Here is a 13,498-nt window from a genome sequence, read left to right on the forward strand (position 1 = left end):
GCGGCGGTACAGGAGATGACGACAAGCCCTCCGGTGCGGGCGTAACACATATGCTACGTCAGGCCCGTCCCCTGTCAACCGAGAGCCACGGTTAGGCCACGATCAGACTAGCCCTGATCAGCGCAGATAGCGCCAGAAATTGATCAAGGAGACTGGTCACACCAGTTGACTTGCTCGGTTCAACGATGACCGGCCTGACTAGGCGTTAGTGCGTCTGAGCCTAGTCAGGCCGGTCATCAAATCCAGCAAGGACGCGCGGCGCAACGCAAGATCTTCTTATCCCGAGAGCATCTGACAGGGACGTACGTGGGTCGAGATTGTCACCTGTGCATGACCGCCAACCAATGCGGTTGTCGGGCTTCAGGTGATGGTTGACGATTCGGCTTCACCTGATGCTTGATGCCAGACCTAGTCAGTCCGGTACAGCGACAGCCCGTCGTAGCGCGCCGATGGTGGCTACGGTGGTGCCGCGTGCGGCAATGACGACGTTGTGGGAGCGAGCCATGGAGATCCAGGCGCGGAGCAGGTACGACATCGTGCACTGCTTGGTCACTGGCCGTGTTCGGTACGGGCTCCTGATCGAATCCGAGGACGGCGAACGCGGATTCGTGGACAGCTCGTACATCACAGACCAGCCGGGTGAGCCGTGGCCTGAGTTGGGACAGCGGTTGCGCTGCATCGTTTTGGGCTACGCGAAGGACGGCAGACTCCGGGCAGCGGCAACACCGCTATGCGTCGAGATGGTGGCCTCAGCAGACGATCCTGTCGCGGCGGTGGAGCGATGGAGCGTGCTGGCCGGCTGGAGACGACAACCCGAGTGATGTGTAGGCCTGACTGCCCGCCGTTGTGTTGGCGCGCCCCCTGAAAGTCGAGCCATCAGAGCAGCGATGTTCAGGTGATCGAACCTGTGACCAGCGGTGTCAAGCATCAGGTGGAGCCAACGTATCAAGCATCAGCCGAAACACGACAACCAACCAATGCGGTGTACTGCTGAATTCAGCTATATGGGATCAAGGCGCCGCCGCCGTCGGCGCGCGGCGGGCCGGTCACCTACCAGCGTGGCCCGCATCCATCCGGGCACGTCGGGCTCCCGCTTCGCTCCGCCCGCCGGCCTCGGCGGCGCGGTCCCCGTGGTGGCGTGGCAGCGCGCCGCCGTCGGCGGAACCGACACCACGAGCTGTCAGCGAACTCCGTCCGGGATGATCGCGCCGTGGTTGAGTTGACCGAGCTGGGCACGGCGATCGACGCCCGTCAACGCTCCGCGTCAACGGCCACCGTTGGATGCTCATCGTGGCCAGTCGCTTGATGGCCAACTTCGGCTAGCGCGGAGAGACACAGAAGACCGAAGGCTGTGATCTCGAATCGACTAGAGGAAAGCATGCCTGGGACATCACTGATGATCAGGCCCTCAGTCGACAGCCTGGCCACAACCGCATCAACGACCGTCGCAACCCTTGGATCCACATCGACAATCGCAGGAATCTTGCGCCCATCGACAGGATGTTTGATCCACTGTCCTTGCCGCATCAGATGCAAGACTCGCACGTCGACGGGTTCAAGCGCAGCAAGAGCCGATACGACCCGCCGCTGCTCGTCAACCTTTGCGTCGTCCCTGGTCAGAACGCCCCTGGCGTACGCGCGGCCAAGAGCTCTCACAGTTGCTTCGTCATGGGCAACGGCCGCAGCTTGCAAAGCAGCGGTCATCACAGCTGCCCTGCGATCATCCGCCAACGACTGCTGTAACAGCTCTTCAACGGTGCAGTTCCCCTCAACAACTGCCTCCTCGGTGGCTGTCTGCACTCTGCCGATCTGACGCCTCAGCAGCTGCTCCACGGCATAGGACAGTTCCTCTAAGAGCGGCCCTGACGCATTGCCCAGGATGCCCGCTGCCTCAGGACCCAAGGCCAGCGCGGCGAGCACTCCAAATGTCGCGCCGCCAGCAGCCCCTACCACTCGATGAAAGGCCGGCCACGCACGCTTGTCGACTTCGCCCATGCCGTTCTCATCGAACGTCAGATCACCGACGTAACAGTTCGAGGTGCCAGCTTGGAACCAAGATCAGGCCGTCTCCAGGCCGTCAGACGTGGATCAGCGTCGATCAACGACGGCAAACGTCGAGAACAAACCAGCAGGTCAACCTAGGTGCGCAGCGCGAACCGCAGCTAGCTGGCCACCGGCGACAAACCTACGACGTGTGATCGGCGGCCTCACCGCTTGATCTGACCAAGGCCGAGGGCCGGGTGACTGTCTCAGTCGCCCGGCCCTTCGTCTTGTCCGCGTTCCTCAGTCCCAGTAGTTGAAAAGCGCTTCGCCCAGGGTGCCCGGACGCCAGTAGGTGGCGTCGTTCGGTGAGAGGTGCGGCCAGGCCGCAGCGTCGAACGGACCGTCCAACTCGAACCGGGTGAGCACCCGAACCCCGGGCAGCAGCTCCGACAGCACGGCCACCAGTTCCGGAGCGTCAACGAACGTGAGCGGACCCGACTCCCCGACGGCGTGAGGTTCCGCGCCTGCCAGCACCTTGGAGTCACGCGTGCACACCACGGCGACGATGCGGCCGCCGCAGTCGACGAGTCCCTGGTGGAAGTTGGGCGTCACGCCGTCGGCCAGGCGGAACTCGACCACCTTGCCGCCCGTGCGACGCGCGGCCTCGTGGCAGGCACCGCGGAAATCGCGGACATCCGTCATCCGGTGAAGGTATCCGGACCGGTGGCCGGGCTAGGTGGCGAGCAGGGTCACCGTGGACGACGACTCGCTCACCCGGACGTTCGACACGAGCACATCTGCCTCACCGCCGGTCGGCAGCTTGATGCGGGCCTCACCACCGACGAGTTCCTCGGTGGCCGTGCCCGCGCCGGACAGCTGCCACTCGCCGCCGTCGTTCACGGTCTCGATCAGATCGACCCGCTCCATCTCGAACGCGTTGCCGTCCGCGTAGATGAGCCGTGCCGGTCCGGAATAGCTGAACATCAGTGCTCCCCTGCCGGATGTCCCTGACGTAAGAACACACGTACGGGACGGCCGCGGGGTTCACGAAGATCTACAGAGGACTCAGGCGGACAGCCGGGTACGCACTTCCATCAGCGCCTCGCCGAGCAGGTTGAGTCCCAGCCACTGGGCGGGGTCCGCGGCACGCGGGTCGGACGCGACGAGCCCGATGCCCCACACGCGGTCCTGCGGACTGGCCTCGACCAGCACACGGGAACCCGTGCCTAGCAAGTAAGAACGCAGCGCCGGGTCCTGGCCGAACTTCGCCAGGTTGCCCTCGACGACGATCTGCAGGCGCTCGGAAACCCATTCAGGGTCGGAGAAGCCGGACACCTCGCGGCCCAGTGCCTTGGCCTCGCCCGGTGTGCGGGCTGCCAGCACGCGGGCGGCCACGGCGGTGTCGCCGAAGAGCAAAGCCTTGCGCCACATCATGTAGTGCTCGGCGGACGCGAAGGACTGGCCGTCGACGTCGAAGGTGCACGGCCACCACTGCGACAGGCAGCCCTTGCCGATGCGGCCGTCGCGTTCGGGCTGATGGCCCCAGAAGAACAGGTACTTCACAGGCGAGAGGGTAAGCGACGCCCAGCGCGATTCCTCGCGGTTTTCTTCCGGCTCCGGCATTTTCCGGCTCGCGCCACGCTTCGGAGCGGGTGGGACCGTTGGCGCACAGCCGAGTCGTGCACCAGGTGGACCCGGTCTTGTCAGAAAATCACTTGGGCAGCGGGATTCCGGTGACCGTGATCGCGGCGCCGGTCGGCGCGAACTGGCCGGAGATCGAGCCGAACGTCAGCGTGAGCGAGTTCACACCCGTGCCGAGCTTCTCGTCGAGGACGACGGTGCCCGAGGTCGTGGTGCCCTGCGAGACGAGGCCGTCCCACTTGCTGCTCGACGCCGCGTAGGTGCGGTTCAGATCGTCCACAACGGCGATGCCGACGACGGGGAGGGTCATCCTGGCCTGGGAGGCGTTCGTGGCCGTCACGAAGAGCTTCACGCGGCTGTTCGCGGCTTCTACGCGGGTGACCTCTATGGTCAGCATGCCGCGCTGCTGCTTGAACGAGCCCGTCGTGACCTTCGTTTCCGCCGACGGCTCCGTGGTTTCCAGTGCGCCATCAGGGGTTTCGACGCCGTTCGACGTAGTCGTCGTGGCGGTGACGTTGGGCTGGGCGGCGGAGTTGTTGCCACTCAGTGCATATTCGATCACACCGAGTAGTGCGAGCACCCCGGCAGCCACGCCCGCGATGGCGATCACGGTCTTTCCTCGGCGCGCGACCCTGCGATGCTGCATGACTTCCTCTGCTAGACCCCCGACGACTACAGCTCCCCCACTGAGCGCGCCCCAGTCTCATCTCGATTGGGTGAAACGTCAATGCGCTAGGGTCCGCGCGTGTCTCAAGATGTCGCCGAATTCACGGCTCCGCAGCTGCTCACCACCCACATTTTCGACTCCGCACCGGATGCGCTCGAAGCGGTTCAGGCCGCTGACGTGCTCGACCTCGGTGTCCGCGTCTACAACCGGCTCGTGCCCGACACCGACGACGCGGAAGCGTTGGAGGAGGAGTGGGTGGTCGAGGTCTACACCAGCGCTCCGGCGGTGGACCCCGATTCCGACGAGGACTGAGCGGTTCGGGTTCGGGGGCGCCCTGTGAGGAGCGCCCCCGAACCCGAAGAAATACCTGAAGATTTCAGACCGTCAGTACGACTTTTCCTCGCACGTGGCCACCTTCGAGCAGCTTGTGCGCCTTCACGGCCTCTGCCAACGGAAAAGTCTGCTGCACCTCGACGCGGAGCCGATCGGCCGCGACCAGGTCCACCAGCCACTGCGTCTGCGCGGCGTCGGGCCGCGCCCAGGTGTTGACCACGCCGTTCTCCAGCGCCCTCGCCCCGTCCACAATGGACGTCATCCGCGCCCGGTCGCGCACCAGCAGCAACGACTGGTCGAACGCGAGCCCGCCCGCGTTGTCGATCACCACGTCGACCCGGCCGTCCCCGCCGACGAGCTCCGCGACCGCGTCGACCAGCGCATCACCGTAGGCGACGGGGTCGGCCCCGAGCGAGCGCACGAACTCGTGGTTGCGCGGCGACGCGGTGCCGATGACCCGCGAAGCACCCAGCTCACGCGCGATCTGCACCTGGAGGTGCCCGACACCGCCGGCGGCCGCGTGCACCAGCACGACGTCCCCGGAACCGGTACCGACGACCTTCAACGCCTGCAGCGCCGTCAGCCCTGCCAGCGGCAACGCGGCCGCCGTCACGAAGTCCACGGTGGACGGTTTGCGCGCGAGCATCCGGACCGGCACGGAGATCAGCTCGGCGCAGGAACCGAACTGGACGTGGTCCTTGCGCGCGTACGCGAGCACCTCGTCGCCCGGCTTCCACTCGTGCACGCCGATGCCGACCTCCCGCACGACCCCGGACACGTCCCAGCCGGGGATCAACGGCAGGTGGTGCGGGATCAGCCCCTGCAGGTACCCCGCTCTGACCTTGAAGTCCACCGGGTTCACCCCGGCCGCGCGCACCTCCACCAGGACCTGGTCAGGCCCGATCAGCGGGTCGGGCAGCTCCTGCAACGACATGACCTCGGCGTCGCCGAACCGGTCGTACGCGATGGCTTTCACGGTTTCTCACCGTAGAAGACACGCTCCGCCACCGCACGTGCACGACGAGTGGTCCTGCGGTACTCCTCCAGGAACTCGCCCGGATCGCCGCCGGGCTCGTGCCCCATCACCGACGCCACGGCGACGAGATCGCGCCCGGACGTCGGAAGTTGATCAGAAGCCTTGCCCCGCACCAGCATCACGGCGTTGCGCGCCTGCGTCGCGAGGTTCCACGCGGCCGTCAGCGAGGCCGCGTCCTCCGCGGCGAGCAGACCGGCGGAGACGGCGGCCTCCATCGCGGCCATTGTGGACGGTGTGCGCAGCCCGGGCACGGCGCCGGAGTGCTGCAGCTGCAACAACTGCACGGTCCACTCGACGTCCGCGAGCCCGCCGCGGCCGAGCTTGGTGTGCGTGCTCGGATCGGCGCCGCGAGGCAGCCGTTCCGCGTCGACCCGCGCCTTGATCCGCCTGATCTCCCGCACGGACGCCGCGTCCAGCCCGTCGGCCGGGTAGCGCAACGGCTCGATCAACGCCTCGAACTCGGCGCCCAGCTCGGCGTCACCCGCGATGAACCGGGCCCGCAGCAGCGCCTGCTTCTCCCAGAGCTCGGCCCACTGCCGGTAGTACGCGCGGTACGACTCCAGCGTCCGCACCAGCGGCCCCTGCCGGCCTTCCGGCCGCAGGTCGGCGTCGACCTGCAACGGCGGGTCCTGCGACGGCGCACCGAGCAGCCGCCGTATCTTCTCGACGACGCCGCTCGCCCACTTCGCCGCCTCGGAGTCGGAGACGCCCTCGATCGGCCTGCACACGAACAGCACGTCGGCGTCCGAGCCGTACCCGAGCTCGTGTCCGCCGAGTCGGCCCATGCCGATCACGGACAACGCGGCCACGGGTTCACCGGATGCGCGCACCGCCGCGTCCAGGGCGCTCTGCAGCACCGAACCCCACACCTCGGACAGCGAGACGCAGACGGTCCGCAGGGGCATGAACCCCAGCAGGTCCGCGGCGGCGATCCGCAGCATCTCGTGACGCCGCAACGATCGTGCGGCCGCAATCGCCCGCGCCGGGTCGTCGTACCGGGAAACAGCGCTGCGCAAGGGTTTCCCGATGGTGTGCGGGTCGCCGCCGACAAGCGCGTCCGTATCCGCCAGCAGCCGCATCACCTCCGGCGCGCGCACCAGCAGGTCCGGCACGAAGCGGGAGGTGCCGAGCAGCGCCGCGAGCCGTTCGACGACCGCGCCCTCGTCCCGCAGGAGCCTCAGGTACCAGGGGGTTTCCGCGAGCGCCTCGGACACCTTCCGGTACGCCAGCAGCCCGCCGTCCGCATCGGGTGTGCCGGCGAAGAGGTCGAGCAGCACGGGCAGCAGCGCGCCCTGGATGCGAGCACGCCGCGACATCCCGTGCGTCAACGCCTGGATGTGCCGCAACGCGCCGTCCGGCGACGTGTAGCCCAACGCGGCCAGCCGGGCCACGGCCTCCTTGGTGGTGAGCCGCAACGCCTCGGTCGGCACGCCCGCCACGGACTGCAGCAGCGGCCGGTAGAACAGCTTCTCGTGCAGCCGCCGGACCTGGTTGGCGTGCCTGCGGAACTCCGCGAGCAGCACCTGCCCCTCGGACTTCCGCCCGTCCGCCGCCAGCCCCACCGACCGCGCCAGCCACCGCAGCGCCGTCACGTCGTCGTCGGCCGGGAAGAGGTGCGTGCGCAGTAAACGCTGCAGCTGCAGCCGGTGCTCCAGCGTGCGCAGGAACCGGTACGAGCGCCCGAAGTCCGCCGCGTCGTCACGCCCGACGTACCCGCCCTGCCCCAACGCGGCCAGCGCCGCCGTCGTGGCCTGGATGCGCAGGTCCTCGTCGGAACGCCCGTGCACGAGCTGCAACAGCTGCACCGCGAACTCGACGTCCCGCAGTCCACCGCGGCCGAGCTTCAGCTCACGGTCCGCGAGCGGCGTCGGCACGTGGTCCTCGACCCGGCGCCGCATCGCCTGCACGTCCTCGACGAAGTTCTCGCGCTCGGCCGCCGTCCACACGTACGGCCGCACGACGTCGAGGTACGCCTGCCCCAGCTCGGCGTCCCCGGCGACCGGCCGTGCCTTCAGCAGCGCCTGGAACTCCCAGGTCCGCGCCCACTTCTTGTAGTACGAAGCGTGCCCGTCCAGCGTCCGGACCAGCGCGCCGGCCTTGCCCTCCGGCCGCAGCGCCGCGTCGACCTCGAAGCACGACTGGCCGGCGATCTGCATCATCGTGCTGGCGAGGCGGGTCGCCACGCCCAGATCGCCCTCGGCGACGAACACGACGTCGACGTCGCTCACGTAGTTCAGCTCGTTCGCGCCGCACTTGCCCATCGCGATCACCGCGAGCTGGCAGCGGTCCGCGCCGTTCACCTTCTCGGCGGCGAGCTTCAGCGACGCCCGTAGGGCCGACACGGCCAAATCGGACAGCTGTGCCGCCACCGTGTCGTACGGGACGTACGGCAGCTCGGCGTCGACGACGTGCGCGAGGTCGTTCGCGGCGACGAGCAGCAGCTTCGCCCGGTACTCCGTGCGCAGCACATCGCCGTCCTCGAGCTCCAACGACACGTCGACGTCGTCGGTCAGCGAACGCCACCGGTCGGGGTTCACGACGAGGAAGTCCGACAGCGCGGTGGACGAGCCCAGCACCGCGAGCAGACGCCCGCGGACCACGACGTCCTCGTGCAGCGCGGCCGACAGGGCGTCCCAGTCGGCGACGGCTTGGAGGCGCTCCAAGCCGCGCAACGCGAGGTCGGGGTCGGGGCAGCGGGACAGCGCGTGCAGCACCGGCTCGGCGCCGTCGGAGGGCCTGCGGTCAGCCCACAGGCCGAGCGCGCGCAGCACTTCCTCGCTGCGCGGCTCGGTGAGACCGAATCTTGCTGGTGACGCGTGGCGGACTGGTTCGCTCATCAGACGCCAACCCTAATGCCCTCACACGTCTAGAAGACGATCAGTGAGAGTCCGTAGAGCACCACGGCGACGCACCCGGCGAAGCTCGCGTACGCGGGCACCTTCTTGTCACCCGACAGCGCACGGATGCCGACGACGAACAGCGTCACGACCAGAACCGTGACCAGCAGCGTGGCGCCGAAGACCTGGAGCAGCGCCTCCCAGTCCACCTTCATGCCGCCACCTTGTGCAGCTCGGCCTGGGCCGCGACCTCGTCGACGATGTGCTCCGGCTTGACGGGCTCGCGCCGCGCCAGGATCCAGATGCCGAGCGACACCGCGATTCCGATGGTGGCGACGCCGATGATGCCGACGGTGCCGGTCGACGCCCACTTGCCCGCGAGGGCTCCGACGATACCGGCGGCGGGCAGCGTGAACAGCCAGCCGGCGGCCATCTTGCCCATGGTCCCCCAGTTGACGCCGCGGCGGTCACGGCCGAGGCCGGAACCCATGATGCCGCCGGACGCGACGTGCGTGGTGGACAGTGCGAAGCCGAGGTGCGACGACGCGAGGATCGCCGTGGCCGTCGAGGTCTGCGCCGCGAAGCCCTGGGCGGGCTCGATGGTCGTCAGGCCCCGGCCCAGCGTGTGCGTGATGCGCCAGCCGCCGAGGTACGTGCCCGCCGCGATCGCGAGACCGGCGCTGACGATCACCCAGGTGGGCGGGCCGGAGCCGGGGGCGAGCGAGCCGGACGTGATCAGCGCGAGCGTGATGATGCCCATGGTCTTCTGCGCGTCGTTCGTGCCGTGCGCGAGGGAGACCAGCGAGGCGGACGCGACCTGGCCGACCTTGAAGCCGGTGTGCGCCACGCGCGGGTCCGCCGCCTTCTTGAGGCGGTAGACGACGATCGTGGCGATGGCCGCGACCAGGCCTGCGACCAGCGGCGCGACGATCGCGGGCACGAGGACCTTGTCGACGACCTTGGCGAAGTGGATGGCGTCCACACCGGACGCGACCCACGCGGCACCGATCAGGCCGCCGAACAGGGCGTGCGACGAGCTCGACGGCAGGCCGACGTACCAGGTGACGAGGTTCCACATGATCGCGCCGACCAGCCCGCCGAAGATGACCGCGGGCGTGATCTGGGCGTCGTCGACGATGCCGCCGGAGATGGTCTTGGCGACCTCGACGGAGAGGAACGCTCCCACGAGGTTGAGCACCGCCGACAACGCGACCGCCGTGCGGGGCTTCAAGGCTCCCGTGGCGATGGAGGTGGCCATGGCGTTGGCCGTGTCGTGGAACCCGTTGGTGAAGTCGAAGATGAGAGCAGTGATGACGACGATGATCACTACAAGAGCGGGATCCACAGTGATCCTCCGGCTGGATCGAACAAGCTGTCCAGGAGATTACGGTACCGCCAACGGAGGATGTCTTAAAACCTACGAAAGTAACGTCACACCAACGGAAGTTGTGTGCCCGAACCGAGTGCGGGCAACAGTTCTCCCCGAACGAGTTTCGCGAATCGGCCCACGAACGGCTGCCACACCTCCTCGAAGTCGCGGTGTGCCTCTTCGAGGAACTCCTGGTCGAAGTGGTGAGCCCGCGCACAGGACGCCGAATCGGGATCCTTGGCCGCCCAGTTCAAGACGATTTCCGGGGTCGTCTCAATGTGGAACTGCAGGCCGTAAGCGCTCTCTCCCACCCGAAACGCCTGATTCGGATATTTCGGGGACGCTGCGAGGTGCTCGGCGCCGGGCGGCAGCAGGTGCACCTCGTCGTTGTGGAACTGCAGCACGTCGGGCGTGAACGGCAGGTCGGCGAACAGGGGGTCGTGCGCGGCGGCGTCGCGCTTCGCGACCAGCAGCACGCCGACCTCCGGCCCCTGCGGACCCTTGCGGACCTGCCCACCGGTGGCGGCCGCGAGCAGCTGCGCGCCGAGGCAGATCGCCAGGGTGGGCAGCCGCTTCGACACCGCGCTCGACAGCAACCGGCGGGCGTCCGCGAGCCACGGGTGGTCGAGGTCGTCGAGCGCGCCCATCTCCCCACCGAGGCAGATGACGCCCTGGTAGCCGTCGAGGTTCGCCGGCGCGGGCTCGGTCTTCAACTGCACGAGGTCGAGCTCGACGCCCTCTGCTTCGAGCCATCCGCCGAGCTTGGCCAGCGGGTCCGACTGTGAGGGCTGCAGAACGAGCAGGCGTGGTGCGTTCACGCACTTGAGCCTAGGTGGGGTTCGGTCAGCAGTGACACGCGACCTTCGATACGCCCGCCCCGATCAGCTGATCCGTCTCGACCGGATACCCCGCGTCCCGCCAGGCCGTGATGCCGCCGGAGAGCCGCTTCACGCGGTAGCCGCGTTCGGCGAGCGCGAGTGCCCCTTTGGTCGCCGCGTTGCACTGGAAGCTCTCGCAGTAGCAGATGTAGACCAGGTCCGGGTCGAGGTCGAGGCTGGCCGGCAGGTCCCGGTAGGGCAGGTTGATCGCACCGGGGATGCGAGCCTGCGCAAACGCTTTCGGAGCCCGCGTCTCCACGAGGACGTAGCCGCGGGTGTCGCCGTCGAGCAGGTCGCGGTGCACGTCGTCGGGGTCGGCCTCGAACGCGAGCTCGGCGGCGAAGTGGGCGGCCGCGGCGGACGGGTCGGCGGCGGGGAAGCGCAGTGCGTTCGTCATGCCTTCGATCCTGCTGGGACGGTGCCGGTTCGGACATGCGGAAGTCCAGGCGTTCGGAGCGTTCTCCTTATGATTTCCAGGTGGAGCTCGATGCCGTGGACTGGAAGATCCTGTCTCTGCTGCAGCAGGACGGGCGGATGTCGTTCACCTCGCTCGGCCGTGAGGTGTCGCTGTCCGCGCCGGCCGTGACCGAACGGGTGCGGCGCCTCGAGTCGCTGGGCGTGATCACCGGCTTCACCGCGGTGGTGTCGCCGGCGCGGCTCGGGCTGCCGATCGAGTCGATCGTGCGCGTGCGGGTGCGGTCGCTCGACACTCCCCGGTTCCGGACGCAGGTGCTGGTGCTGCCGCAGGTCCTCGACGCCGACCACGTGACCGGCGACGACTGCTGGCTGCTGCGGGTGGTGTGCCGGTCGATGGTGGAGCTCGAGGAGCTCGTCGAGGTGATGCAGCGGTACGGCGACACGACGACGTCGCTCGTCTTCTCCTCCCACGTCCGCAACCGGCCGCTCGCGCCCGAGCTGTTCGGTCAGTCCCAGCGGTACTCGGACCAGTCGGAGACCGCGCGGAAGCCGATGCCCCGGTAGACGGAGTTCGCCGTGGGGTTGGCCGCGTCCGCTGTGAGGACGACGTGGTCGGCACCGTCTCCGTACGCCCATTGGCTGACCGCCGCGGTGACGGCCGCCGCGTAGCCGTGCCGGCGGTGTTCGGGCGGGGTGTAGACCGGGCCGACCCGGGACACGCCGCAGAGGGGCGTGGTGCTCGCCGCCCAGGACACCGGGACACCATTGACGAGCCACAGGACGTGACCCGCGGACATCCACCGGCTGTCCCGCGTGCGCTGCTCGGCCTCCTCGCGCGTGACCCCGTCGAGCTCCGCCACGAACTGGACCCACCACTCCGTGACCAGCTCGTCGTCGGCGGGGGTGGCGGGCCTCGACTCGCCGGGGACGTCCGGCACCACCAGGTCCTCCAGCCGGTACAGGCGCAGGGAGAAGGTCTCCCGCCCGCCCGCGCGCCAGGCCGCGCGGAAGGCATCGACCCGGTCGCGAGTCCCGGTCACCTCACCGATCTCCTCACCGCGCAGCAGTTCGGCCACCACCGGGCCCGCGACGGGCGGCATCGCCGCGACGTGCAGCGGACGACCCGCCATCCTCGTCACTGCACCGACAACGGTTCCGTTGTCGTGCAACGAGATCAGCGTGACCGGTGACCTCGTGCCCGCCATCGCGGCGTCGAGACCGGTGAGGTGCACGCTGTGGTTCACCGGGTCTGCGTTGAGGAAATCCCCTGCCACCGCGAGGAAGTCCCTGATGTCGTTGTGGCTCAGTGCTTCCACCAGAACTCCGCCCAGTCGTCGAGTGGTTCGTAGCCGATGCGTTGGTAGATCGAGTTCGAGGTCGGGTTGGTCAGGTCCGCGAACAGCAGGACGTCGGTGGCGCCCTGGTCCAGTGCCCACCGGGTGGCGACCGCACTGACCGCGGCGCCGTAGCCGTGTCTGCGGTGCTCGGGTGGGGTGTAGACCGGGCCGATCCTCGACATGCCGGCCTGCGGGAGGCTCGCGACCGCCCAGGCGACCGGTGTGCCGTCGATCTCCCAGAGGGCGTGGCCCTGGCCGAGGCGAAGTGAGGTGCGCATCGCCTCGGCGACAGGGGCGGCGGGTGCTTCGGGCACGGCCTCGTGGAGAAAGGCCTCGCGCCAGGCGCCGAGGAGCTCGACGTCGTCCTCGGTGGCCAGGCGACTGGTGCCGGCGATCGACGGCGGGGTGAGCGTGCCGAGCCGGTACTGCCTGGTGGACAAGGTTTCCGCGTAGTCCTTGCCGGTCGCTGTGGCGAAGGCCTCAGACCTCTCCCGCGGGCCCGTTGCTCCTGGAGCGTCCGGATCGACCTTGGCGGCGACCGAGACCGCGAGCTCTACCGCGGAAAGAGGAAGATCCGCTGTCTGGAACGGCCAGGGCGGGGTGCGCACCAGGGAGCCGATCACGCCGCCGTCGTCGTGGAACGTGATCAGGATCGGCGGTTCCTCGGTGGCCGGCGACCGGCGGATGCGGTCGAGCGAGGTGAGAGCGACCGTGTTCCGCACCGGATCGGCTGCCAGCCGATCGTGGGTGGCGGCGTCGAACGATTCCAGTGTGACGTGCACGACCGCGTCCATGGGTCCATCAGACCAGAGCAGGCAACCGGGAATCCAGACACGCAAAAAACCCCTGAGGGGAGCACCGAAGTGCTCGACCCTCAGGGGTCTTCTGGAAAGAATGTTCGGCGACGACCTACTCTCCCACACCGTAACCAGTGCAGTACCATCGGCGCAGAAGGGCTTAACTACCGGGTTCGGAATGGGACCGGGTGTTTCCCCAACGC

16 protein-coding genes and 1 rRNA gene are annotated in these 13,498 nt (G+C 68.3%); 3 read left to right on the forward strand and 14 right to left on the reverse strand.

The genetic code is table 11. The annotated features are described in order from the left end of the window. Positions 1-503: 503 nt before the first annotated feature. Entirely contained in the window at positions 504-821 is a 318-nt protein-coding gene (locus tag ACWF7A_RS36330; protein WP_452255025.1) for a hypothetical protein, read from the forward strand. 430 nt (positions 822-1,251) lie between these two features. Here ACWF7A_RS36330 and ACWF7A_RS36335 read toward each other — a convergent pair whose 3' ends face one another. The 5 genes from ACWF7A_RS36335 to ACWF7A_RS36355 all read right to left on the reverse strand — a co-directional run bounded on the left by ACWF7A_RS36335 (position 1,252) and on the right by ACWF7A_RS36355 (position 4,234). Further along, on the reverse strand, positions 1,252-1,995 hold the full coding sequence (locus ACWF7A_RS36335; protein WP_452255026.1) for a hypothetical protein: 744 nt from the start codon (positions 1,993-1,995) through the stop codon (positions 1,252-1,254). A gap of 288 nt (positions 1,996-2,283) precedes the next feature. Then, positions 2,284-2,685, reverse strand: coding sequence for a hypothetical protein (locus ACWF7A_RS36340; RefSeq protein ID WP_452255027.1), 402 nt, complete (start codon positions 2,683-2,685; stop codon positions 2,284-2,286). Between the two features lie 30 nt (positions 2,686-2,715). Continuing rightward, on the reverse strand, positions 2,716-2,967 hold the full coding sequence (locus ACWF7A_RS36345; RefSeq protein WP_452255028.1) for a hypothetical protein: 252 nt from the start codon (positions 2,965-2,967) through the stop codon (positions 2,716-2,718). Positions 2,968-3,048: 81 nt separating this feature from the next. Next, the gene (locus ACWF7A_RS36350) at positions 3,049-3,546 is read right to left on the reverse strand and encodes an NADAR family protein (protein ID WP_452255029.1); all 498 of its coding nucleotides are present in this window, start codon (positions 3,544-3,546) and stop codon (positions 3,049-3,051) included. A 148-nt stretch (positions 3,547-3,694) separates the two neighbouring features. Further along, on the reverse strand, positions 3,695-4,234 hold the full coding sequence (locus tag ACWF7A_RS36355; RefSeq protein ID WP_452255030.1) for a hypothetical protein: 540 nt from the start codon (positions 4,232-4,234) through the stop codon (positions 3,695-3,697). Positions 4,235-4,369: 135 nt separating this feature from the next. On the opposite strand from ACWF7A_RS36355, the gene ACWF7A_RS36360 reads away from it, so the two are divergent. Beyond that, positions 4,370-4,603, forward strand: a complete 234-nt coding sequence (locus tag ACWF7A_RS36360; RefSeq protein WP_319986600.1) for a hypothetical protein — start codon at positions 4,370-4,372, stop codon at positions 4,601-4,603. Between the two features lie 64 nt (positions 4,604-4,667). Here ACWF7A_RS36360 and ACWF7A_RS36365 read toward each other — a convergent pair whose 3' ends face one another. The 6 genes from ACWF7A_RS36365 to ACWF7A_RS36390 form a co-directional block, all read right to left on the reverse strand. Beyond that, positions 4,668-5,600, reverse strand: a complete 933-nt coding sequence (locus tag ACWF7A_RS36365; RefSeq protein ID WP_452255031.1) for an NADP-dependent oxidoreductase — start codon at positions 5,598-5,600, stop codon at positions 4,668-4,670. Beyond that, a complete protein-coding gene (locus tag ACWF7A_RS36370; RefSeq protein WP_452255032.1) occupies positions 5,597-8,497 on the reverse strand; it encodes a bifunctional [glutamine synthetase] adenylyltransferase/[glutamine synthetase]-adenylyl-L-tyrosine phosphorylase in 2,901 nt (966 codons plus the stop codon). Before ACWF7A_RS36370 ends, ACWF7A_RS36365 begins: the two co-directional genes overlap by 4 nt. Before the next feature lie 29 nt (positions 8,498-8,526). Beyond that, positions 8,527-8,712, reverse strand: a complete 186-nt coding sequence (locus tag ACWF7A_RS36375; protein WP_189160458.1) for a hypothetical protein — start codon at positions 8,710-8,712, stop codon at positions 8,527-8,529. After that, positions 8,709-9,842 (reverse strand): anion permease, encoded by a 1,134-nt coding sequence (locus ACWF7A_RS36380; protein WP_452255033.1) that lies wholly within the window; start codon positions 9,840-9,842, stop codon positions 8,709-8,711. Before ACWF7A_RS36380 ends, ACWF7A_RS36375 begins: the two co-directional genes overlap by 4 nt. 86 nt (positions 9,843-9,928) lie before the next feature. Beyond that, a complete protein-coding gene (locus ACWF7A_RS36385) occupies positions 9,929-10,684 on the reverse strand; it encodes a type 1 glutamine amidotransferase (RefSeq protein WP_452255034.1) in 756 nt (251 codons plus the stop codon). Between the two features lie 25 nt (positions 10,685-10,709). Further along, on the reverse strand, positions 10,710-11,141 hold the full coding sequence (locus ACWF7A_RS36390; RefSeq protein ID WP_452255035.1) for a rhodanese-like domain-containing protein: 432 nt from the start codon (positions 11,139-11,141) through the stop codon (positions 10,710-10,712). A gap of 80 nt (positions 11,142-11,221) precedes the next feature. On the opposite strand from ACWF7A_RS36390, the gene ACWF7A_RS36395 reads away from it, so the two are divergent. Continuing rightward, complete coding sequence (locus ACWF7A_RS36395; RefSeq protein WP_452255036.1) at positions 11,222-11,725, forward strand: Lrp/AsnC family transcriptional regulator; 504 nt, start codon at positions 11,222-11,224, stop codon at positions 11,723-11,725. Here ACWF7A_RS36395 and ACWF7A_RS36400 read toward each other — a convergent pair. From ACWF7A_RS36400 to rrf, 3 genes are all read right to left on the reverse strand, one after another. Then, positions 11,668-12,477, reverse strand: a complete 810-nt coding sequence (locus tag ACWF7A_RS36400) for a GNAT family N-acetyltransferase (protein ID WP_452255037.1) — start codon at positions 12,475-12,477, stop codon at positions 11,668-11,670. The genes ACWF7A_RS36395 and ACWF7A_RS36400 overlap by 58 nt on opposite strands. Continuing rightward, positions 12,465-13,292: a GNAT family N-acetyltransferase gene (locus tag ACWF7A_RS36405; RefSeq protein ID WP_452255038.1), complete on the reverse strand. Its 828-nt coding sequence runs from the start codon at positions 13,290-13,292 to the stop codon at positions 12,465-12,467. Before ACWF7A_RS36405 ends, ACWF7A_RS36400 begins: the two co-directional genes overlap by 13 nt. A gap of 102 nt (positions 13,293-13,394) precedes the next feature. Beyond that, positions 13,395-13,498: ribosomal RNA gene (rrf, locus tag ACWF7A_RS36410) — 5S ribosomal RNA — on the reverse strand; the annotation flags it as partial.

This window comes from Lentzea sp. NPDC055074 (assembly GCF_053608005.1).

Coding starts and splice junctions, on each gene's coding strand:
- ACWF7A_RS36330 (WP_452255025.1), top strand. CDS start 504: ATGGAGATCCAGGCGCGGAGCAGGTACGACATCGTGCACTGCTTGGTC.
- ACWF7A_RS36335 (WP_452255026.1), bottom strand. CDS start 1,995: ATGGGCGAAGTCGACAAGCGTGCGTGGCCGGCCTTTCATCGAGTGGTA.
- ACWF7A_RS36340 (WP_452255027.1), bottom strand. CDS start 2,685: ATGACGGATGTCCGCGATTTCCGCGGTGCCTGCCACGAGGCCGCGCGT.
- ACWF7A_RS36345 (WP_452255028.1), bottom strand. CDS start 2,967: ATGTTCAGCTATTCCGGACCGGCACGGCTCATCTACGCGGACGGCAAC.
- ACWF7A_RS36370 (WP_452255032.1), bottom strand. CDS start 8,497: ATGAGCGAACCAGTCCGCCACGCGTCACCAGCAAGATTCGGTCTCACC.
- ACWF7A_RS36375 (WP_189160458.1), bottom strand. CDS start 8,712: ATGAAGGTGGACTGGGAGGCGCTGCTCCAGGTCTTCGGCGCCACGCTG.
- ACWF7A_RS36390 (WP_452255035.1), bottom strand. CDS start 11,141: ATGACGAACGCACTGCGCTTCCCCGCCGCCGACCCGTCCGCCGCGGCC.
- ACWF7A_RS36405 (WP_452255038.1), bottom strand. CDS start 13,292: ATGGACGCGGTCGTGCACGTCACACTGGAATCGTTCGACGCCGCCACC.